An 18,670-nucleotide genomic window follows, 5' to 3' on the forward strand; every position below is an offset into this window, starting at 1 on the left:
GGTGTCTCCCGGCGAGTTGTCGGCCACCGAGAGCGCGTGCGGCTCAGGCCTTCCCGAGGATGGTCTGCAGGTGGACGGGCTCGATGCCGTGGGCCTCGGCGACGGGCGCATAGGTGACGGCTCCGTCGTGGGTGTTGAGGCCCAGGGCGAGCGGCGGGTTGGCGCTGAGCGCCTCGCGCCAGCCACGGTTGGCGAGCTGCACGGCATACGGGAGCGTGACGTTGGTCAGGGCGTAGGTGCTGGTGTGCGGCACGGCGCCCGGCATGTTCGCCACGCAGTAGAAGACCGAGTTGTGGACCTCGTAGGTGGGGTCGGCGTGCGTGGTGGGCCGGGAGTCCTCGAAGCAGCCGCCCTGGTCGATGGAGATGTCGACGAGCACGGAACCCGGCTTCATCCGGGAGACCTGCTCGTTGGTCACCAGCTTGGGCGCCTTGGCCCCGGGCACCAGCACGGCGCCGATGACCAGGTCCGCGTCGATGATGGCGCGCTCCACCTCGTAGGCGTTGGACGCCACGGTCTGGCAGTGCCCCTGGTAGATGGCGTCGGCGTGCCTCAGCTTGGCGATGTCGCGGTCGAGCAGGAGCACCTCGGCCTGCATGCCGAGGGCGATCGCGGCGGCGTTCATGCCGGAGACCCCGGCGCCGATGACGACCACCTTCGCGGCGTACACCCCGCTGACGCCACCCATGAGGATGCCCCGTCCGCCCTGGGCACGCATGAGCGTGTGTGCGCCGACCTGGGGAGCGAGCCGGCCGGCGACCTCGGACATCGGCGCGAGCAGTGGCAGCGACCGGTCGGGCAGCTCGACGGTCTCATAGGCGATGCCGGTCACCTTGCGCTTGACGAGCTCCTCGGTGAGGGCCTTGTCGGCTGCGAGGTGCAGGTAGGTGAAGAGGGTCTGGCCTTCACGCATCCGGTGGTACTCGGACTCGATCGGCTCCTTGACCTTGAGGATCAGGTCTCCCGTGCCCCACACGTCGTCGGCGGTGTCGAGGATCGTCGCACCCGCCGCCGTGTAGTCCTCGTCGAGGATCGAGGAACCGACCCCCGCCTCCTTCTCGATGAAGACCTCGTGCCCGTTGACGACGAGCTCGTGCACACCCGAGGGGGTGATGGCCACGCGGTACTCGTTGTTCTTGACCTCGCGCGGAATGCCGATCTTCATCTGGTCCTCCTGGTTCGCAGTGGTCCTCCGTCAGGACGCGCACGTCAGCCTGCCACCGTCCACCCTCCCAGATGGGGGCTGGCGAGGGCGCGGTTTCGCCCGTGACGGCGTTTGCCGGACTCGCAGCCCCGACGGGCCGCAAGGCGTAGCCTGAGCGTGAGTCCGGGTCATCTGTCCTGGTCTACCGCGCGCAGGGAGCTCTCGTGGGCATCTCGACTTCGCACCTGCCAGTGGGTCAGGCGCGCGCGGACCGGGGGTACGTCCATGACGTGATGTTCTGGTCGCGTCCGGATGCGTTCGTTCGCGCCACGGTGGACTTCGTGCGGACAGGGCTGACAGCCCGCGAACGCGTGCTTGTCGCCCTCCCCGCGCCTCGGCTCCGGGCGGTGCGCTCGGCCCTCGGCGAAGCCGCGCGCCACGTGGACTTCGCGGACATGGAACTGCTGGGTTCGAACCCCGCCCGCATCATCGCGGCGTGGGTGCAGTTCGTGACCGAGTCCGGCGATCGGCCCTCCCGGGGTGTGGGGGAGCCCCTGTGGGCGGGCCGCACGAATGTCGAGGTCAGCGAGTGCGAGCTGCACGAGGCACTCCTCAACGACGCCATTCCCACGACGGCGCCGTTGTGGCTGCGTTGCCCCTACGAGGTGGGCGCGCTGCGTGCCGACGTGGTCGACGGTGCGCTGCATTCGCACCCGTGGATCGCCGCCGAGGACGGCACGACGACGGCCAACGCGTCCTACGGCGGTGGCGAGCAGGGCGCGATGGGGTTCGCGATGGCGCTGCCCGAGCCCCCGGCCTCGCGCATCGTCAGGTCCATCACCACGGAGACTCTGCGTTCCGTGCGTGACCTGGCGTCCCACGTGGCCCGGGTCTGTGGGGTCTCCGAGGAACGGGCGGAGGACCTGGGGCTGGCGCTGCACGAGCTCGCCGTCAACTCTGTCGTCCACGGCCATGGTGGGACCCTGCGACTGTGGCGCACGCCCGACGCCTTGGTCTGCGAGGTCACCGACGACGGCGTCGTGGCGGACCCGCTGACGGGCAGGCTCGCGCCCGGCATCGACGAGCCCGACGGGCGAGGTCTCTGGATGGTCAACCAGCTGTGCGACCTCGTCCAGCTGCGCTCCGGGGACACCGGGACCACTGTCCGGGTGCACACCTGGCTCTAGGGCAGGACGCTGGAGGAGTGCAGCAGCGCCGCGATGAGGGCCGAGCGCCAGGCCAGCGGGGCCTGCGCCGGGGTCCGGCACGACGCGCCACCGCAGGCGCACACCCAGATCCAGCCCCGCGCTCCACGCAGGACGCGCGGGTGGTGGGTGGTGGGGCGGTGGATGATGTGCGTGCTCACGTCTTCGACGGTAGGAGTGAGCGCGGTATGTCGTGCGCGGACGCGCGCGGGATCAGCCGAGTTCACCCCGAGAAGGGCCGAACGGACGAGGCGCGAGGGACCCCGGGCGTCGTGCTGCCCGGCTGGGCGCGCTCGGGGCCGGGGAGACCGTGAGCTTGTTGATCTTCACGATGGTGGAGTCGTTCATCCCCAGGTAGACCGTGCCGTTGACGACCGCCACGGACTGCGCGCCGGCGGGCGCCGTGCTCAGCGGCGTCCAGGAAGTGCCGTCGATGCTGCGGTACACGCCGGTGGTCGTCAGGGCGTAGATGGAGCCGTCACCCGGCACCGCCAGGTCCGACAGTCCGCCGATGGCGGCCGTCTTCGCGGTCACACCGTCGAAGGTGGTGACGCCGTAGGCGGAACCCCCCGCGCACACGATCAGGTTCTTGAAGACCTCGACCCTGTTGGCGGCCACCGTGCCGCACGGCTGGTCGGCGGACGCGAGGGTCACCGTCGACCAGGTCGTGCCGTTGAAGGCCCGCAGTGGGGCACCCCCGGACACACCGCTCGCCTGCAGGTACATCGTGCCGTTGATCGCGGCAGCCCAGTAGTACCGCTCGTAACCGGTCTCGACGGCCGAGGTGTCCCTGGCGACCAGCTGCCAGGTCTGGCCTCCGTCGGTGGACCGGTAGGCCGCAGCGCCTCCGCCTGCCACGGCCGGGTCGTACTGACCGACCGAGCCGACCATCCACAGGTCGCTCCCGGTGAGGGTGGCGACGTCGAAGATGTGGTTCTCGGGGGCCTTCATCTGGTTGGTCCACGATCCGGTGGCGTTGGTGGCGTACCCCGCGTCGGCGGTCCACGGCACGCGCGGGTCCGTCATCGGCGCATACATCGCGCCGTTGATCCTGCGGTAGGCGCTGATCTCCTCGGTCGGCACCTCGAGCAGGCTCCCCGAGAACGCCCCCGTGGCGGGGTCGAAGGTGTGCACCTGCTGTGGTCCGGTGTTCGCGTCATAGTCGCCGTAGGCGACGTACAGCTTCCCGTTGGCCATGCCGAGGTCGCGGATGAGGTGGCCGGCGGCAGTGGGCTGGGCGGTGGCAAAGGGGTCCTTACCCACCACGGTCGTCGTGTGCGAGGGGACGGTGGTGGCCTTGACGGCCCTGGCCCCCTGGCTGGGGCTCGCCGCGGCGGCCACCATGCCGATGGATGCGGCAGCGATCGTGGTGGCGATCGTGGTGGCGAGGACGGTGGCGGCCATGGTCCGGATCTGCATGCTGACTCCCACGGTGGATGCCTGTTGCCCGCAGGGCCGCAGTGGCCCGACGCAGGAGTGCCGACCCGAGATGGGGCGCCGACACCAAGCCTTCCGCGCCATCAAGCCAACGCAAACGGCTTTACCAAACCTTTAACGAGTTGTTCTGCTGTTTACCGAACGTAGGGGAAACCACCATGCTTTGATCGTCCCACCGAGACGGAAGAACCCTTCCGAACCACTCCATGCGGGGAGAGACCATGACAAACGAGCTGGCGACCGTCATCGAGGGACGACTGTCTGAGAAGGGGTGGTCAGTCGCGCGTTTCACCGTCGAGAGCGGCGTGAGTGCGGACGTCGTGGCCGGTCTCCTCGGTCCCGAGCAGCTCCCTTGCATGCCGGACGAGTCGACGCTCGTGCGGCTCGCGAAGTCACTGGATCTGCCCTACCGGCAGCTCGTGGTCGCAGCCGGCGTGGCGTGTGGGCTCCCGAAGAACCAGGAGGGCGAGCCCACGTTCGTCCTGCGTTTCGTCACGAACCAGGAGCTGCTCAACGAGCTGCGCCGCCGGCTCGTGCGCGGTCGGAACAACGCTGATGCGCAGCAGCGTCGGCTGACCCACCTCGCCCTCATGCAACAGGCGCTGGTGAGCGAGGCCAGCTGACGGACGGCCGGGTACCCCGCCGGAGCAAAGCAAGAAGGACCCTCCACGCAGCGTGGAGGGTCCTTCCGTGTGTGGTGTGTGGTGTGCGGAGGGGGAGTTCATTTGTCGCAGGGGCCCGTTCGGGCTGAACTACGGCGGATGCCGGAGTCCACGAGCGGTTGAGGGTCCTAACGTGAGGATGTTGGGTTCAAGCACCGTTCGCCCGTAACAGCGAGCAGACGGCGCGTGAGTCGTTCGAGGTCACGGCGGCTCCCCTCACCCCACGGGGCTTGCTTGCGACGTGCCTACGAGGCCGGACATCCATCGAGCGGCGCCTGACGCTGGGCCATTCAACACATTCGAGGGTTTTCCGGGGAGATGAAGGACCGTGGCTAGTGAATCTGTCGTATCCGACCTCACCGCAGCGGCCAACGCCATCAAGGCGCTGTCCACAGACGAGGACCGGTTCCGGGCGTTGTTCGATGCCTTCCGTGCTACCGATGCGGACTCCTACCTGCGCCTGCTCGAGGAGGCCAAGGTCTCCGACCGGGCCGAGCTGGTGTGCGGATGGCTGTGCAGCAAGGACTGCGTGCTTCGATGTCTGGAGCTGTGCGGGCCTCCCCGGGACGAGGTCGTCCCCGATGTCCGGGAGCTCGCTGACCTGATCGTCAAGGTCACGCAGGACGAGGAGCTCGTCGAGCGCCTCGCCGGCTCGGTCGTCGAGCCCGACGCGAAGGCCTGGCAGGCCCTGGTCGCCGAGCTGAAGGCCGAACGTCTCTGTCATCTGCTGTGCCACTGGGTCTGCACCGTGCACTGCCGGTTGCGCTGTGACCGTCTCGACACGAGAGCGACCCTGTCGGTCCGCCATCTCGTCGACGAGCTGACCGCGGCGGGTGGGGCCATCAGGGACCTCCTGGCCGACAAGGGTGCCTTCGCCGAGGCCACCAAGGCCGCCCTGGCGGGCGACTGCGAGCTGATGCGCGGCGTGCTCACCCGGGCCAAGCTGGACTCGCGGTGCCAATGGGTCTGCGAGCTGTTCTGCACCTGGCGCTGTATCCGGGTCTGCATCGAGCTCTGCCGACAGTTCCCCCTCGAGAAGGCGGACACCTCGCTCTCGGAGGCGTATGCGTTCGCGCAGGCCACCGCGCGGCTCGTCAAGCACCCGGAGGTGCTGACCGCCCTGGTCGACGCTGTGGAGCAGGCCGACGCCGCGAAGTTTGCCGAGATCGTGACGAAGCTAGAGCTGCAACGGTTCTGCATCCAGCTGTGCCACTGGGTCTGCTCGTGGCACTGCCGCCTGCTCTGCCGCTGCGTCTGCCATCCGGTGCGAGCACCGTTCTTCACGCAGGTCGGGCACTTCAACATCACGTCGGACATCAGCTCCTCGACGGGTCTGACGAACAAGGGTCTCGCCTTCGCCGGGCTCTACTACGGCGGTGGCCCGGGGTTCGCCTTCCAGGGACTCCTCGAGCTGCGCGGATACTGCCCTGCGGACTCGCCCATCGACGGCACCGCGATGAAGTACCGCTTCCTCCTGGCGGGTTCCAACACGCCGGTCACCGGCGGCCGCGTCGGGCAGGTGGACGTGGGGTCCCGCATGGTCAACTGGCCGAAGCAGGATGGCTCCGGCACCACGATCGCCGGGACCGACTCGATTCCTCAGTCCCTGGTGATCGCCGGGTCGCCCCAGGTCGACGCCACGCCGCCGAACGTCGGCGACCCCTGGACCGGCCCGGGCATCCACACCATCGTCCCCGATGGCGATGGATGGGTCGTCGTCGACCCGGGCGCGTCGGCGTTCACCACCCTCATGGGGCTGGAGAGCACGGTCGATGCTCCCGGCGGCGCGCCGCTGCCCGGCTCCGACGCGGGCCAGGCTGTCCTCAACCCGCGGTCCGGCCAGGATCTCGGGATCGTGTTCGAGGCGACCCGTGTCTCGAACCCGATGGCCAGCCCACCCGACTACACCAACAGCCTGACCAAGCTCCACGTCAACAACTGGGGCGAGGTCAACGAGCTGTCGATCCAGCAGTTCGCCAACCCGGTCACCCTCGGGTGCACGCCGATCGACAGTGCACTCGACGTCGACTACACGGCAGACCACGAGCTGATGGCGGCCTGGGACCTGTCCATCACCAGCTTCTCGTCGTCGGCGCCGGGCAGTGTCGCCAGCGGAACTGTCCCGCGGGGACAGTTCGGGACGGTCAGCGAGGTCACGACGAGCTGGAAGCCCTGCTCCTACCTGGTCAGCATGTCCACGCGAGCGGCCCTGACCACCGGGCTGATCGACAACCAGGGGACGTCCAGCCAGATCACCTTCTGCGTCGGCGTCCACGGCGGAGGCTGAGGGGCGTCCGGTCCGGGCACGCAGGGCCCTGCCCGGACCGGCCTGTGGCCTGCTTGAGTATGTCGCCTACTTGAGGATGTTCACCGCGCGGGCGACGACAAGCGCCGTGGTGGACAGGGCGATCACCGACTGGCTCGCCATCAGCGACTTGGCCCAGCGGCTCAGCGGCATGGTGTCGGTGGGCGAGAACGCGAACACGTTCGTCAGACTGACGTACAGGTAGTCGACGAAGAGCGGTTCCCAGTCCGGGGCCGCCAGGTGGGGTTCGGTCATCTGCGGGAACAGGAAGTCGGGATGCGGACGGATGCCGTTGGCGCGGTTGAAAGGGCCCCCGCGGTCCAGCTCCCAGTACCAGATCCCGAAGGCGATGACGTTGGTCGCATAGATCGCCGCTCCGGTCGCCAAGAGTCCGACGGCATCCTGACCCGTCGTTCCGCGCACGATGTGGATGTCCAGGGACGCCGCGGCGATGGCGTTGTCGACCGTGATCGCGGCGACGACCCCCACGCTGGCCAGCCGCCCGAGCCGGGTCGAGCGGTTCAGCCTGACGGGGTTGATCACGGAGAGGATCACCAGCAGGAGCAGCTCGAGGGCCGGGATGAGCTATCTCGGCTGGAGGCCGTAGCGGTCGGGGAGCCGTAGCTGCAACGCGATCGCAGCGAGGATCGCCAGCGCCACGGGCAGACGGTTCTCCGGACTCGTGGCTCGCAGCCACGCCGGAGTGTGCACCTGCCCGTGCTCGATCTCGCCGAGGAGGTGGGCGAGACGGGCATGCCTGCTCTGGTCGGAGGGGTCCACTGTCGGTCGGTCTTCGGCCATGTCAGCAAGTATCGGCTTCAGCCGGTCGCCGGCGTGACCCGTTGGGGCGGCGCGCCGTGCCTGGCGACCGTGACGACCCTCCCGGACAGGGCGGCAGTGAGGGCGACCGTGACGAGCGCCCCCAGGAGGATCGCGGTGTTCTCCGCGGGGTGCAGCACGCCGAGCGTGGTGCCGAGGGTGGCCGCTGCGACCGGCACGCCCAGCTGGGCTGAGGTCACCAGCGCCACCGGCCACGGCTGACCGGTGAAGCCCATCATCCCATGCACGAGTGCCGCGGACAGCCCGAGGGCCACGCCCAGACCGATGGCGTCGGGGTGCTGCGCCAGCTCGCGGAGGTTGAGCGAGCTGCCCAGCCAGACGAAGAAGATCGGTGCGAAGAACCCCTCGGTCAGGGCGAAGACCTGCTTGCTCAGCCGGCGGGGTTCTCCGAGGCCGGCGAGGGCCAGGCCCATCGCGAAGCCGGCCAGCATGATCGAGACGTGCATGACGGTGGCGATGGCGGACAGGGCGAACAGCAGGGCGAGTGTCGACCGCAGCTCGACCGCGAGGCCGTTCTCCTCTGAGACGCCGTGAACCCGCTGGCGGAGCCCACGCCGCTCAAGGGTCCTCAGCAGCGCGAACACGACGAGGCCGCCCGCGATGACCAGGACTGCCCCGACCGCTGCCCGTGCCACGTGCCTGGGGTCGATGACCAGCGGCAGGAGCACGATGGAGACCGCATCCGCGAGGGCGATCTGGGGAACCATCTCGACCATGGCCCGGCTGGACAACGGAGCTCCCGCCAGGGCCGGCATGATCAGGGACGCCGAGGACGAGGTGAGCAGCACGGCATACAGGGCGGTGTGGCCGGTGCCGAAGAGGTGCGCGAGGACGAGCGCGACGGGAACCGAGAGGGCGCCGATGCCGACGGCGCGGGCCACGCCCCGGAGAGCACCTGCGCGCAGCGCGGGGTCTCGCAGCGGGACGTGCGAGCCCGCGACGAGCATGACCAGCGCGAAGCCGACCTGGGCCAGGAAGGCGAAGGTGCTGTTGGTGCTGTCGAGGACCCGGAACCCCGTGGCGCCGAGGGCGATCCCGACAGCCAGCTCCCCGACGACGACAGGCAGGCGGGCCAGCCGTTGCACCGCAAGGAGTGGGCCCAGGAGCGCGACCGCGCAGACGAGGGCGAGCTGGGCGAAGGTCACGACCGTGCCACGAGGAGCTCGGACGCCACGTGCGGGTTCGTCGTGGGCAACAGCGGCAGCTGAGCCGGGACGGTCGCCGGGGGAGTGGGGACCTTGTCGTTCTTCGGCATTCCGGATGTCCTTTGTCGTCCGTCGGTGGGGAAGCGTAGCGCTCAGGTGGCGACTTTCCTGAGCCCCGGCTGAGGCGCTCCGTAACTCCCTCGGCTGCGACCTCGTTAGCCAGCTGACCTCGCTTGGCTGTGCTCGTCCTCGATGGGAGTACCCATGAAGCTCCGAACCCCTTTCACCGTGGCCACGATCGGCACCTGCGCCCTGGCTGCGGCCGCGGTGAGCAGCCCGTCGGCCACGGCTGACACCGCGGTCTCGATGTCGGCCGCCAAGTCGATCCTGTGGTCGACCGCAGGCGCGCCGGCGGCACCGAGCACGCCGTCGCCCACGGCGCTGGCCAACAACCTCATCTTCCACGGAGGGGTGGTGGAGCACACGCCCAAGGTGTTCGTCACCTACTGGGGGACGGAGTGGAAGGCAGGCTTCCACGCCGGGCCGAAGAACGCGTACAGCAACTCCTCGGCCATGAACTACGTCAACGCCTTCTTCGCCCACGTGGGCGGTAGCCGGTGGAACGGCACCCAGACCCAGTACTGCGACAACATCGCCCCGGGGAGCACGACCTGCTCCGGGAGCCCGCTCGCGCGGTACATCACCAACCCCGCCAAGGTCCTCGGCGGCACCTGGGTCGACAGCACCCCGGCGCCGGCGACCATCGTCACCACCGGGCTGGCCGAGAACCTCACCAACGACCCGATCGCGGCGGAGGCGGTCAAGGCTTCGCAGCACTTCGGCTACCAGCCCGACGCGACCTACTTCGTCTTCACGCCTCCCGGGCACACGGCCACGGCATACGGGTCGGTGTACTGCGCCTACCACTCCGAGGTGACCAACATCGGCGGGCACGGGATCCGGTACTCGTTCATGCCGTACACCCCTGAGCAGGGTGCCGGCTGCGGCGGCAACAGCGTGAACCACACGAACGACGCCTTCGGGCACGGCTACTTCGACAGCTACTCGCTTGCGGGCGGCCACGAGTATGCCGAGGCCGTCACCGACCCTGACGCCTGGCCGACCCAGGACGGCTGGAACGACGCGACCACCTCGGAGAACGGCGACAAGTGCGCCTACTTCCACCCGGCCAACATCACGCTCGGGGCCTACTACTTCGCGGTCCAGCCGATGTGGAGCAACGAGGCGAACTCGGGGGCAGGCGGGTGCGCGATGTCCCGGGGCACCGGACCTGCGCCCGTCCCGTCCAGCGTCCCCTGACCTGGCCTACGAACCCGGCGCACAGTCCGCTCGGTTCATTACACAGCAAAGGACCCGACGAAAAGCGTGTCGGGTCCTTTGCTGTGTGGTGTCCGGAGGGGGACTTGAACCCCCACGCCCGATAAAGGGCACTAGCACCTCAAGCTAGCGCGTCTGCCATTCCGCCACCCGGACAAGGTGCTGAGCAGGCCCCTTGGGGAGCGCCTGCTGCGACCCGGAACGATAGCACGCAGCGTGCCCCTTCTCCCAAACGGCCCAGCCCACAACGGAACCCGCCAGCTGTCAGCCGCACGGCACACCGCAGGCGCCTAGTCTGGACAGCATGAGCGACGCCACCGAGTCCGCCCCCGCCAGCCCCGTCGACGAGGTCGTCCGGCTGTGCCGCGACCTGATCCGGATCGACAGCACCAACTACGGCGACGGCAGCGGACCGGGGGAGCGCGAGGCGGCGGAGTACGTCGTCGCCCAGCTGCGTGAGGTCGGCCTCGAACCCACCGTCATCGAGAGCGACCCCGGGCGCACCAGCGTGGTCGTGCGCATCGAGGGGGAGGACCGCGAGCGGCCCGCGCTGTGCATCCACGGGCACCTCGACGTCGTCCCGGCCAATGCCGCGGACTGGCAGGTCGACCCGCTCGGGGCGGAGCTCAAGGACGGCTGCATCTGGGGCCGCGGCGCAGTCGACATGAAGGACATGGACGCCATGATCCTGGCCAACATCCGCGACCTGGCCCGCCGCGGCGCCAAGCCGCCACGCGACATCGTGTTCGCCTTCTTCGCGGACGAGGAGGCCGGCGGGGTCAAGGGAAGTCACTACGTCGTCGACCACCACGCGGACCTGTTCGACGGCGTCACCGAGGCTGTCTCGGAGGTCGGTGGGTACAGCGTCACGGTGCCGACCGGCGACGGGGACACCCGTGCGTACCTCGTGCAGACCGCGGAGAAGGGCATCCTGTGGCTGCGGCTGACCGCGCACGGCAGGGCAGGTCACGGCTCGGTCCCCACCGACGAGAACGCCCTGGTGCGCCTGGCCGAGGCCATCACCCGGATCACCGAGCACAAGTGGCCGCGCGAGTACATCGCGTCGGTGCGCGAGCTGCTCGACGGCCTGTCGGCCCTCACCGGCACGTCCTACTCGGACGAGGACCTGGACGAGCTGCTCGACCACCTCGGGGGTGCGCAGGGGTTCGTCCGGGGGACGTTGCAGGACACCGCCAACTTCACCATGGCGCAGGCCGGGTACAAGCACAACGTCATCCCCCAGAGTGCCTGCGCCTCGCTCGACTGCAGGTTCCTGCCGGGCCACGACGACGAGCTCCTCGACACCATCAGGGAGCTCGCGGGCGAGCACGTCACGGTCGACATCGTGCACCGCGACATCGCGTTGGACGCCCCGTTCGAGGGGCCGCTCGTCGACGCGATGAAGGCTGCCCTGCTCGCCGAGGACCCGGGGGCCGAGGTGTTGCCCTACTGCCTGTCGGGGGGCACTGACAACAAGGCCCTGAGCACGCTCGGCATCACCGGCTACGGCTTCGCGCCGCTGCGGCTGCCGGCCGACCTCGACTTCGCGCCGATGTTCCACGGCATCGACGAGAGGGTGCCGGTTTCGGCGTTGGAGTTCGGCACGAGGGTGCTCCACCGATTCATCGCGACCTGCTGACCGCTGGGCCGTATCCCCGCAGGTCACCACGTCGTTGTGCAGTCCGAGGGACACACACGCGAAGGGTGGCCGGAGATGGGGACTCGTCAACGTCTGCAGATCAGTGGGATGGCCAGGTTCGGGACTGTCCTCGTCCTGGCAGCAGGCCTGGGGGCGGTCGGCCAGAGCGGGGTCATGGCAGCCACCCAGGGGCTCCCGGCGCCCCTGGGACCGGCGGCGGGCACCGCGACGAACCTCCTGCCACCCCCGCCGCCGCCTCCATCTGCACCAGCGGCCGCCGCCTCCGTCCTGCCGACGCCGGTGAAGGCCGTCGTGGGCACCGTGGCCGGCACCGTGGCAGGGGTGGCGGGCACCGCGACACACAGCCAGCCTCCGGCGGCCCCCTCGGTGAGCCGCCCCGCGAGCACCCCGGTGAGCCGTCCCACGAGCCCCTTGGTGAGCCGCTCCGCGAGCCCCTCCGTGAACCTCCCCTCGGGCCCGTCGTTGACCCTCCCCTCGAGCCCCTCGCTGGGCCGCGCCGTGAGCACCTCGCTGGGCCGCGCCCTGAGCCCCTCCTCGAGCCGGTCCTCGAGGAGCGCTTCGACCACCTCTGCAAACCCGCCCTCGAACCACGTGGCGCAAGCTGGCACCGCCCCCGCGGATCCGGGCACCGTGGTCGGGGCTGACGTCAGCATTCGCAACCTGCTCGGGGCGTGCGTACGCCTCACGCGGTCAGGGGTGCCGGCTCGGGCGACCGTCGTCGTGCTCGACCGGAACCTGATCGACCAGCTCAGGGCTGTCGGGCTGCCGATCGACAAGCTGCTGGTGTCCTGCGCGACCGGGGCGCCCGTCGGCACCCCCGGCACGTCCGGCTCCTCGGCAGGCACGGGCAGCGGTGCGACGAGTGGGGCCGACACGTCGGCGAACGGGTCAGGCGACCCGCAGACGTCCGGCGCGGGCGGCCCCCTGGCCTTCACCGGCGCCGAGCTGGCGGCGACCCTGTTGCTGGCCGGCGGGCTGGTCGCCCTCGGGATGGCCTTCCTGCGCAGGGCGCGCACCCTGGTCCCAGCAAGGGCGACCGAGCCCGAGAACGCCTGACGCCAGGTAGCGTCAGTGGGGCCGAGGGGCCCGGATGATCTTGCGGCGCAACCAGGTCCGCTGCTGACCGCCGAGGTAGATCCGGGTCCGGTGCAGCTCCCAGTGGCCGTACTCGGCATGCTCGGTCAGCGTCCGTCGAATGTCGGATCGCGAATCTGTTCGCGTGAAGCTCACCACGCGGTACTCGTACTCAACCATCGTCCGCCATTTTGCCGTAGAACCCGATACCGTCGAGCCATGACCGCAGACCCGCGTGGCGCGCTGGCCAACCTCATGACCGCTTTCGAGCGGCACCTCGAGGCATCGGCCTCCAAGCGGGGGGAGGAAGACCCGACGGTCATCGCGGCCTACGACGACCTCGCGGACGCCTTCGCGTCGTATGACGACGCGCTCCTGCAGGCCTACGGCGAGATGACGCCCCTCGACATCTACGACGGTGATGACGACGAGGACGACGAGCTCGACGACCACCCCGACGAGGATGGTGACGGCAGCGTCTACTCAGGTCTGGACGACGCGGACTACGACGAGTTTCCTGACCGCTCAGGCTGAGATCTCGTCCAGCGCGGCGACCAGCTCGTCGGGCAGCTCGAGGGACTCGCTGGCCAGCGACGTGCGGAGCTGGGCGGTGGTCCGCGCGCCGACGACCGGGCTGACCACCCCCGGGCGGTCGCGCACCCAGGCGAGGGCCACCTCGGTCAGGCTGACCTCCAGCCCCTTGGCGGCGATCGCGAGGGCTTCGACGATGCCCGTGCTGCGGTCGTCGAGGTAGCGCGCCGTGAACCGGGGGAAGTCCCGCGAGGCCGCCCGGGAGTCCGCGGGCACGCCGTTGCGGTACTTGCCGGTCAGCACTCCACGGCCCAGCGGGGACCAGGGGAGCAGCCCGAACCCCAGCGCCTGGGCAGCCGCCAGCAGGTCGGGCTCGGCACTGCGGTTGGTCAGCGAGTACTCGACCTCGTTGGCCACCAACGGAACTCGTGCCTGCTCGAGCAGCGACATGGCCCGCGCCACCTGCCACCCACTGAAGTTCGACACCCCGACGTAGCGGGCCCGCCCGGTGCTCACCGCCCATTCCAGCGCCGACAGCGTCTCGGTCAGCGGCGCCTCGTCGGACCAGGTGTGGACCAGCCAGAGGTCGACGTGGTCGGTCCCGAGCCGTTCGAGGGAGGTGTCGAGCTGGTTGAGCAGGCTGTGGCGTGAGGTGTCGACGACGCGGTTGCCGGAGCGGCGGGAGATGCCGGACTTGGTGCAGATGACCAGGTCCTCGCGCTGGACGTCGTCGTCGATGAGGCGGCCGATGATCTCCTCGGAGGCGCCGTCGGAGTACCCGTGTGCCGTGTCGACGAGGTTGCCCCCTGCATCGAGGAAGGTCCGTAGCTGCTCACGGGCAGCTTCCTCGTCGGTGGTCCGGCCCCAGGTCATGGTCCCGAGGGCAAGGCGGGACACCGAGAGCCCGGAGGTGCCCATTCTTCGCTGGCGCATGGTCACCCACGGTAGTCGGCCGCTACGCCGCGGGCCCGCCGCACTCGCCGCTAACCTCGCTCCCATGGAACTCGGTGTGAACCTCGGCTACTTCGGCATGGGCGTCGACCACGACAACGTGGCAGTTGCGCAGGAGGCCGACCGGCTCGGGTATGCCGTGGCGTGGGCCGCCGAGGCGTACGGCTCGGACGTCCCGACGGTGCTGGCGTGGATCGGGGCGCTGACCGAGCGCATCGGCCTCGGTGCCGCGGTGATGCAGATCCCGGCCCGGACCCCGGCGATGACGGCGATGACGGCAGCCACCCTCGACACGTTGTCGCAGGGCCGTTTCCGGCTGGGCCTGGGGGTGAGCGGCCCGCAGGTGAGCGAGGGGTGGCACGGTGTCCCGTTCGCGGCACCGCTCGGGCGGACCCGGGAGTACGTCGAGATCGTGCGGATGGCACTGCGCCGCGAGAGCCTGGCGTACGCCGGGACCCACTTCACGCTGCCGGTCGCCGACGGTCCGGGCAAGGCCCTCAAGCTGACGATCCACCCCCCGCGTCCCGACCTGCCCATCTACCTCGCCGCGGTGGGACCGAAGAACCTCGAGCTCGCGGGGGAGGTCGCCGACGGCTGGCACGCGATCTTCTTCAGCCCTGAGCACTCTGGAGACCTGGTGCAGTCCGTGGTCACGGGGCGCCGGCGAGCCGCGCGGGGGACCGACGACGACCCCCTCGACGGTTTCGACATCGCTCCGTCGGTGCCGGTGGTGATCTCCGACGACGTCGAGGCCGCCGCTGACGCGATCCGTCCCTACGCTGCCCTCTACATCGGTGGCATGGGTTCGCGGGAGCAGAACTTCTACAACCAGCTCGCGGTGCGGATGGGGTTCGAGGAGGCGGCCGCGACCGTGCAGGACCTGTTCCTCGCCAGGCAGCACCGCGATGCGGCGGCGGCGGTGCCCTTCGAGTTCATCGACGCCACCGCCCTGATCGGCCCCCGTGACCGGATCCGCGACCGCCTGGCCCGCTATGCCGATGCCGGGGTGGGCACGATGTCGATCGCCCCCTTCGCCGGGGGCCTGGAGGATCGGCTGCATGTCGTGAGGACGATGGCCGAGCTGATGGGGGAGACTAACCTCTGACCCCGGCGCCGCACCGCCTCCCGACGCACGAGCGTCTCCCCAACCTGAAAGCGGACCATTGACTCTGAGCTATCTCGACAGCCTCATCCTCGGCATCGTGGAGGGACTCACCGAGTTCCTCCCGGTCTCCTCCACAGGACACCTGACGATCACCGAGAAGCTTCTCGGACTGACCGTCGACGACCCGGGTGTCACGGCATACACGGCGGTGATCCAGCTCGGGGCGATCTTCGCCACGCTGCTGTACTTCGGCAAGGACATCATCCGGCTCCTCGTGGCCTGGGCGTCGGGCCTGTTCAGCGCTCCGGCGCGCGCCAACCACGACTACCAGCTGGCCTGGGCCGTCATCGTGGGGTCGATCCCGGTGGGCATCGTCGGCTTCGCCGCCAAGGACCTGATCAGCGGTGGCCTGCGCAGCCTGTGGGTCGTGGCCGTCGCGCTCATCGCCTGGAGCGGCGTGATGTGGTTGGCCGAGCGCCGCCACTCGATGCTCACCCGCCAGGGACTGGAGCGGGGCGAGGGACAGGTCACCCTCCTGGACGGCGTGGTCATCGGCCTCGTCCAGTGCATGGCCCTCATCCCGGGCGTCTCCCGGTCGGGCGCGACGATCTCCGCCGGACTGTTCCGCGGGCTCGACCGCCTGACGGCCACCCGCCTGTCCTTCTTCATGGCCATCCCGGCCCTGACCGCAGCCGGCCTCTACGAGCTCCTCAGCCAGGCCCACCACCTCAAGCTGCTCGGTGTGGGCCCGCTCATCGTGGGCGTCGTCGTGTCCTTCGTCGTCGCGTTCGCCTCGATCGCCTGGCTGCTGAGGTTCGTCAGCAGCAACAAGATCACCGCGTTCGTCTGGTACCGCGTCACCCTCGGCATCGTCCTGCTCGTCGTCCTCGGCGCGGGCTGGATGTCCGCGACCTGAGTGCACCCGATCCGGCTGGCTGCTGGGGGCGACGTCCCTCAGAGCCAGCCGGATCGGCGGAACGCCCGGTACAGGCCCAGGCAGGCGGAGGCCATCACGGCCAGCACGATGAAGTAGCCGTAGTGCCAGCTCAGCTCGGGCATGTTGTCGAAGTTCATGCCGTAGATGCCCGCGATCATCGTGGGCACGGCCGCGATGGCGACCCAGGCCGAGATCTTCCGCATGTCGCTGTTCTGCTGCACGCTGATCTGCGCGAGGTGGGCGCTGAGGATGTCCGTGAGCAGCCGGTCGTAGGACTCGACGTGGTCGATCACGCGCAGCAGGTGGTCGGCGACGTCGCGGAACAACAGCCTGACCTCCTTCTGCGGCAACGGTGACCGCGAACCGTCGTGCAGCATCCGCAACGGTGCGGCGAGCGGGACCGCAGCCCGCCGGAACTCCAGCACCTCGCGCTTGAGCTGGTAGATCGCCGTCGAGCTCGCCGACGAGGAGCCGGAGAAGACGGCCGCCTCGATGTCGTCGAGGTCCTTCTGCAGCTCGACGTCGATCGACACGTAGTTGTCGATGATGCTGTCCATCACCGCATGGACCACCGCGATGGCACCGTGGCGCAGCATGTCGGTGTTGGCCTCGAGCCCGTGGCGCACCCCCGCGAGCGGGTTGGCCTCGCCCCGCCGCACGGTGACCACGAACTTGTCGCCGACGAAGAGCATCACCTCGCCGGTCTCGATGTCGGAGGTCTCCTCGATGTAGCGAAGCGTCTTCATCACCACGAAGATCGTGTTGTCGTAGAGCTCCACCTTCGGTCGCTGGTTGCCCTTGACGGCGTCCTCGACCGCGAGCGGGTGCAGCCTCAGCTCGTCGTTGACGAGGTCGAACTCCGCGTCGGTGGGGTTCTTGAGCCCGATCCAGAGGAAGGCGTTCGGGTCGTCGCCGCCGCGCAGCTCGAGGAGGGCGTCACTGAGGTCCCCGCACGGCAGGCGCTTCCCCTGGCGGTAGATGGCTTGGTCGACGATCACGGCCCTACTCCACCACGTCGCAGGCACTCGGGCGAGCAGCACGCCGTAGAGTGCGCACGTGCCCACCGTCCTGCTGGTCCGCCACGGCCATTCCAGCGCCAACGGCGAGGGCATCCTCGCCGGGAGGCTGCCCGGCATACACCTCACCGACCGGGGCCGGGAGCAGGCCGACCTGCTCGCGGAACGGTTCCGGGGGCTGCCGGTCGCACGGGTGGTGAGCAGTCCTCTGGAGCGCTGCCTCGAGACCGCGGCACCCCTCGCCGCGGCGGTCGGGGTCGAGGTCACCGTGGACGACGACCTCCAGGAGTGCGCCTACGGGGCCTGGACGGGGCGCCCGCTCGCCGAGCTCGCAAAGGAGCCGTTGTGGGCGACGGTGCAGGACTCACCCGAGTCGGCCCAGTTCCCCAGCGACGAGCGGTATGCCGCCGAGAGCCTTCGTGCCATGAGTGACCGGGTCGTGGCGTCCGTCCGTCGCCACGACGCGCAGGTGGCCGAAGGCGCCGGCGACTCCGGGCTGTGGGTGGCCGTGACGCACGGCGACCTGCTCAAGGCCGTCCTGGCCGATGCGACCGGAGCGGGCCTGGCCCGGTTCCAGAGCTACACCGCCGACCCCGCGTCGGTCTCGGCGGTGCGGTACGGCGGCCGGCACACCTTCCTGCTGACGGCCAACGACGTGACCCCCGACCTGACTCGGTTCCAGCCGCGCCCCGACGCCCCGGAGGCGGTCGACGCCGCCGTCGGCGGGGGAGCCGGTTAGAGTTTTGCCATGGCGCTCGTCGAGTTTGACCCACCGGACCGGTTCGTCGCCGGCACCGTCGGCCCGCCGGGGCAGCGCACCTTCTTCCTGCAGGCCAGCGAGGGGCGCCGGCTGACCAGCGTGTCACTGGAGAAGCAGCAGGTGTCCGTCCTGGCCGACCGCATCAACGACCTGCTCGACAGCTATGCCGCAGGCGAGGGCGGTGACCACGCCGCGACCGAGGCGGTCGACAACGCGCCGCTGGACACCCCCATCGAGGACGAGTTCCGGGTCACGGCGCTGAGCCTGGCCTGGGACGACACCCGGCGCGTCGTGGTCATCGAGTGCCTCGACCGTGACCCGGAGGATCCCGAAGCCGCCGTGGACCCGCAGGTCCTGACCGAGGAACCTCGGCAGGTGCGCGTGGTGCTCTCGCCGTCGAGGGCGCGGGCGTTCGCGCGCAGGGCCCAGTCGGTCGTGTCAGCCGGTCGCCCGCCGTGCCCCTTCTGTGGTGGTCCGCTCGAGCCGGAGGGGCACATCTGCCCCCGTGCGAACGGCTACAAGCGCTGACCCAGCCAGCAGGCGGCTCGTCGGCCACCCTC

Annotated in this window: 21 protein-coding genes and 1 tRNA gene; 11 read left to right on the plus strand and 11 right to left on the minus strand. The window is 69.7% G+C overall.

What is annotated here, in order from left to right; translation table 11 throughout:
• Positions 1 to 43: 43 nt before the first annotated feature.
• Positions 44 to 1,165 carry an alanine dehydrogenase gene (gene ald, locus BJ986_RS14735; RefSeq protein WP_179422891.1) on the minus strand — a complete coding sequence of 374 codons (1,122 nt, stop codon included), beginning with the start codon at positions 1,163 to 1,165 and terminating at the stop codon, positions 44 to 46.
• Positions 1,166 to 1,368: 203 nt separating this feature from the next.
• Between ald and BJ986_RS14740 the strand changes: the two genes are divergently transcribed.
• Entirely contained in the window at positions 1,369 to 2,331 is a 963-nt protein-coding gene (locus tag BJ986_RS14740; RefSeq protein ID WP_179422893.1) for an anti-sigma factor RsbA family regulatory protein, read from the plus strand.
• On the opposite strand, the gene BJ986_RS14745 is transcribed toward BJ986_RS14740, so the two are convergent.
• Together BJ986_RS14745 and BJ986_RS14750 are read right to left on the minus strand one after the other, a co-directional pair.
• The gene (locus BJ986_RS14745; RefSeq protein WP_179422895.1) at positions 2,328 to 2,510 is read right to left on the minus strand and encodes a hypothetical protein; all 183 of its coding nucleotides are present in this window, start codon (positions 2,508 to 2,510) and stop codon (positions 2,328 to 2,330) included. The genes BJ986_RS14740 and BJ986_RS14745 overlap by 4 nt on opposite strands.
• A 52-nt stretch (positions 2,511 to 2,562) precedes the next feature.
• On the minus strand, positions 2,563 to 3,768 hold the full coding sequence (locus tag BJ986_RS14750; RefSeq protein ID WP_179422897.1) for a WD40/YVTN/BNR-like repeat-containing protein: 1,206 nt from the start codon (positions 3,766 to 3,768) through the stop codon (positions 2,563 to 2,565).
• A gap of 239 nt (positions 3,769 to 4,007) precedes the next feature.
• On the opposite strand from BJ986_RS14750, the gene BJ986_RS14755 reads away from it, so the two are divergent.
• The gene (locus BJ986_RS14755) at positions 4,008 to 4,409 is read left to right on the plus strand and encodes a hypothetical protein (RefSeq protein WP_179422900.1); all 402 of its coding nucleotides are present in this window, start codon (positions 4,008 to 4,010) and stop codon (positions 4,407 to 4,409) included.
• Between the two features lie 367 nt (positions 4,410 to 4,776).
• Positions 4,777 to 6,735, plus strand: a complete 1,959-nt coding sequence (locus BJ986_RS14760) for a hypothetical protein (protein ID WP_179422902.1) — start codon at positions 4,777 to 4,779, stop codon at positions 6,733 to 6,735.
• Positions 6,736 to 6,801: 66 nt separating this feature from the next.
• On the opposite strand, the gene BJ986_RS14765 is transcribed toward BJ986_RS14760, so the two are convergent.
• From BJ986_RS14765 to BJ986_RS14770, 3 genes are read right to left on the minus strand one after another with little or no spacing between them, the layout of a single operon-like run.
• A complete protein-coding gene (locus BJ986_RS14765) occupies positions 6,802 to 7,308 on the minus strand; it encodes a hypothetical protein (RefSeq protein WP_202881262.1) in 507 nt (168 codons plus the stop codon).
• A gap of 30 nt (positions 7,309 to 7,338) precedes the next feature.
• The gene (locus BJ986_RS16110) at positions 7,339 to 7,554 is read right to left on the minus strand and encodes a hypothetical protein (protein ID WP_202881263.1); all 216 of its coding nucleotides are present in this window, start codon (positions 7,552 to 7,554) and stop codon (positions 7,339 to 7,341) included.
• A 17-nt stretch (positions 7,555 to 7,571) separates the two neighbouring features.
• The gene (locus BJ986_RS14770; RefSeq protein ID WP_179422904.1) at positions 7,572 to 8,738 is read right to left on the minus strand and encodes a cation:proton antiporter domain-containing protein; all 1,167 of its coding nucleotides are present in this window, start codon (positions 8,736 to 8,738) and stop codon (positions 7,572 to 7,574) included.
• A gap of 264 nt (positions 8,739 to 9,002) precedes the next feature.
• Here BJ986_RS14770 and BJ986_RS14775 point away from each other — a divergent pair, with 264 nt between their 5' ends.
• Positions 9,003 to 10,058, plus strand: coding sequence for a hypothetical protein (locus tag BJ986_RS14775; protein WP_179422906.1), 1,056 nt, complete (start codon positions 9,003 to 9,005; stop codon positions 10,056 to 10,058).
• An 86-nt stretch (positions 10,059 to 10,144) separates the two neighbouring features.
• On the opposite strand, the gene BJ986_RS14780 is transcribed toward BJ986_RS14775, so the two are convergent.
• Positions 10,145 to 10,232, minus strand: a tRNA-Leu gene (locus BJ986_RS14780).
• A 148-nt stretch (positions 10,233 to 10,380) separates the two neighbouring features.
• On the opposite strand from BJ986_RS14780, the gene BJ986_RS14785 reads away from it, so the two are divergent.
• Positions 10,381 to 11,715 (plus strand): M20/M25/M40 family metallo-hydrolase, encoded by a 1,335-nt coding sequence (locus tag BJ986_RS14785; RefSeq protein ID WP_179422908.1) that lies wholly within the window; start codon positions 10,381 to 10,383, stop codon positions 11,713 to 11,715.
• An 86-nt stretch (positions 11,716 to 11,801) separates the two neighbouring features.
• Here BJ986_RS14785 and BJ986_RS14790 read toward each other — a convergent pair whose 3' ends face one another.
• Positions 11,802 to 12,302: a hypothetical protein gene (locus BJ986_RS14790; RefSeq protein ID WP_179422910.1), complete on the minus strand. Its 501-nt coding sequence runs from the start codon at positions 12,300 to 12,302 to the stop codon at positions 11,802 to 11,804.
• A gap of 25 nt (positions 12,303 to 12,327) precedes the next feature.
• On the opposite strand from BJ986_RS14790, the gene BJ986_RS14795 reads away from it, so the two are divergent.
• Complete coding sequence (locus BJ986_RS14795) at positions 12,328 to 12,792, plus strand: hypothetical protein (RefSeq protein WP_179422912.1); 465 nt, start codon at positions 12,328 to 12,330, stop codon at positions 12,790 to 12,792.
• A gap of 12 nt (positions 12,793 to 12,804) precedes the next feature.
• Here the strand turns inward: BJ986_RS14795 and BJ986_RS14800 are convergent, their stop codons facing one another.
• A complete protein-coding gene (locus BJ986_RS14800; RefSeq protein ID WP_057377450.1) occupies positions 12,805 to 12,990 on the minus strand; it encodes a DUF5703 family protein in 186 nt (61 codons plus the stop codon).
• A 39-nt stretch (positions 12,991 to 13,029) separates the two neighbouring features.
• Here BJ986_RS14800 and BJ986_RS14805 point away from each other — a divergent pair, with 39 nt between their 5' ends.
• Positions 13,030 to 13,344, plus strand: a complete 315-nt coding sequence (locus tag BJ986_RS14805; protein ID WP_179422914.1) for a primosomal protein — start codon at positions 13,030 to 13,032, stop codon at positions 13,342 to 13,344.
• Here the strand turns inward: BJ986_RS14805 and BJ986_RS14810 are convergent.
• On the minus strand, positions 13,336 to 14,274 hold the full coding sequence (locus tag BJ986_RS14810) for an aldo/keto reductase (RefSeq protein ID WP_179422916.1): 939 nt from the start codon (positions 14,272 to 14,274) through the stop codon (positions 13,336 to 13,338). The two genes, BJ986_RS14805 and BJ986_RS14810, sit on opposite strands and share 9 nt — an antisense overlap.
• Before the next feature lie 64 nt (positions 14,275 to 14,338).
• On the opposite strand from BJ986_RS14810, the gene BJ986_RS14815 reads away from it, so the two are divergent.
• On the plus strand, positions 14,339 to 15,397 hold the full coding sequence (locus BJ986_RS14815; protein ID WP_179422918.1) for an LLM class F420-dependent oxidoreductase: 1,059 nt from the start codon (positions 14,339 to 14,341) through the stop codon (positions 15,395 to 15,397).
• Between the two features lie 58 nt (positions 15,398 to 15,455).
• Positions 15,456 to 16,313, plus strand: coding sequence for an undecaprenyl-diphosphate phosphatase (locus BJ986_RS14820; RefSeq protein ID WP_179422920.1), 858 nt, complete (start codon positions 15,456 to 15,458; stop codon positions 16,311 to 16,313).
• Between the two features lie 38 nt (positions 16,314 to 16,351).
• On the opposite strand, the gene corA is transcribed toward BJ986_RS14820, so the two are convergent.
• Complete coding sequence (corA, locus tag BJ986_RS14825; RefSeq protein WP_179422922.1) at positions 16,352 to 17,332, minus strand: magnesium/cobalt transporter CorA; 981 nt, start codon at positions 17,330 to 17,332, stop codon at positions 16,352 to 16,354.
• Positions 17,333 to 17,390: 58 nt separating this feature from the next.
• Here corA and BJ986_RS14830 point away from each other — a divergent pair, with 58 nt between their 5' ends.
• Together BJ986_RS14830 and BJ986_RS14835 are read left to right on the plus strand one after the other, a co-directional pair.
• The gene (locus BJ986_RS14830; RefSeq protein ID WP_179422924.1) at positions 17,391 to 18,089 is read left to right on the plus strand and encodes an MSMEG_4193 family putative phosphomutase; all 699 of its coding nucleotides are present in this window, start codon (positions 17,391 to 17,393) and stop codon (positions 18,087 to 18,089) included.
• Positions 18,090 to 18,098: 9 nt separating this feature from the next.
• Positions 18,099 to 18,638: a DUF3090 family protein gene (locus tag BJ986_RS14835; RefSeq protein ID WP_179422926.1), complete on the plus strand. Its 540-nt coding sequence runs from the start codon at positions 18,099 to 18,101 to the stop codon at positions 18,636 to 18,638.
• Positions 18,639 to 18,670 lie beyond the last annotated feature (32 nt).

The sequence above is a fragment of the Pedococcus badiiscoriae genome, assembly GCF_013408925.1.
Lineage (GTDB): Bacteria > Actinomycetota > Actinomycetes > Actinomycetales > Dermatophilaceae > Pedococcus > Pedococcus badiiscoriae.

Excerpts from the sequence above, each read along its gene's own strand:
- BJ986_RS14775 (WP_179422906.1), top strand. The coding sequence starts at position 9,003 with ATGAAGCTCCGAACCCCTTTCACCGTGGCCACGATCGGCACCTGCGCC.
- BJ986_RS14750 (WP_179422897.1), bottom strand. The coding sequence starts at position 3,768 with ATGCAGATCCGGACCATGGCCGCCACCGTCCTCGCCACCACGATCGCC.
- BJ986_RS14815 (WP_179422918.1), top strand. The coding sequence starts at position 14,339 with ATGGAACTCGGTGTGAACCTCGGCTACTTCGGCATGGGCGTCGACCAC.
- BJ986_RS16110 (WP_202881263.1), bottom strand. The coding sequence starts at position 7,554 with ATGGCCGAAGACCGACCGACAGTGGACCCCTCCGACCAGAGCAGGCAT.
- BJ986_RS14755 (WP_179422900.1), top strand. The coding sequence starts at position 4,008 with ATGACAAACGAGCTGGCGACCGTCATCGAGGGACGACTGTCTGAGAAG.
- BJ986_RS14785 (WP_179422908.1), top strand. The coding sequence starts at position 10,381 with ATGAGCGACGCCACCGAGTCCGCCCCCGCCAGCCCCGTCGACGAGGTC.
- BJ986_RS14800 (WP_057377450.1), bottom strand. The coding sequence starts at position 12,990 with ATGGTTGAGTACGAGTACCGCGTGGTGAGCTTCACGCGAACAGATTCG.
- BJ986_RS14805 (WP_179422914.1), top strand. The coding sequence starts at position 13,030 with ATGACCGCAGACCCGCGTGGCGCGCTGGCCAACCTCATGACCGCTTTC.
- BJ986_RS14810 (WP_179422916.1), bottom strand. The coding sequence starts at position 14,274 with ATGCGCCAGCGAAGAATGGGCACCTCCGGGCTCTCGGTGTCCCGCCTT.
- BJ986_RS14835 (WP_179422926.1), top strand. The coding sequence starts at position 18,099 with ATGGCGCTCGTCGAGTTTGACCCACCGGACCGGTTCGTCGCCGGCACC.
- ald (WP_179422891.1), bottom strand. The coding sequence starts at position 1,165 with ATGAAGATCGGCATTCCGCGCGAGGTCAAGAACAACGAGTACCGCGTG.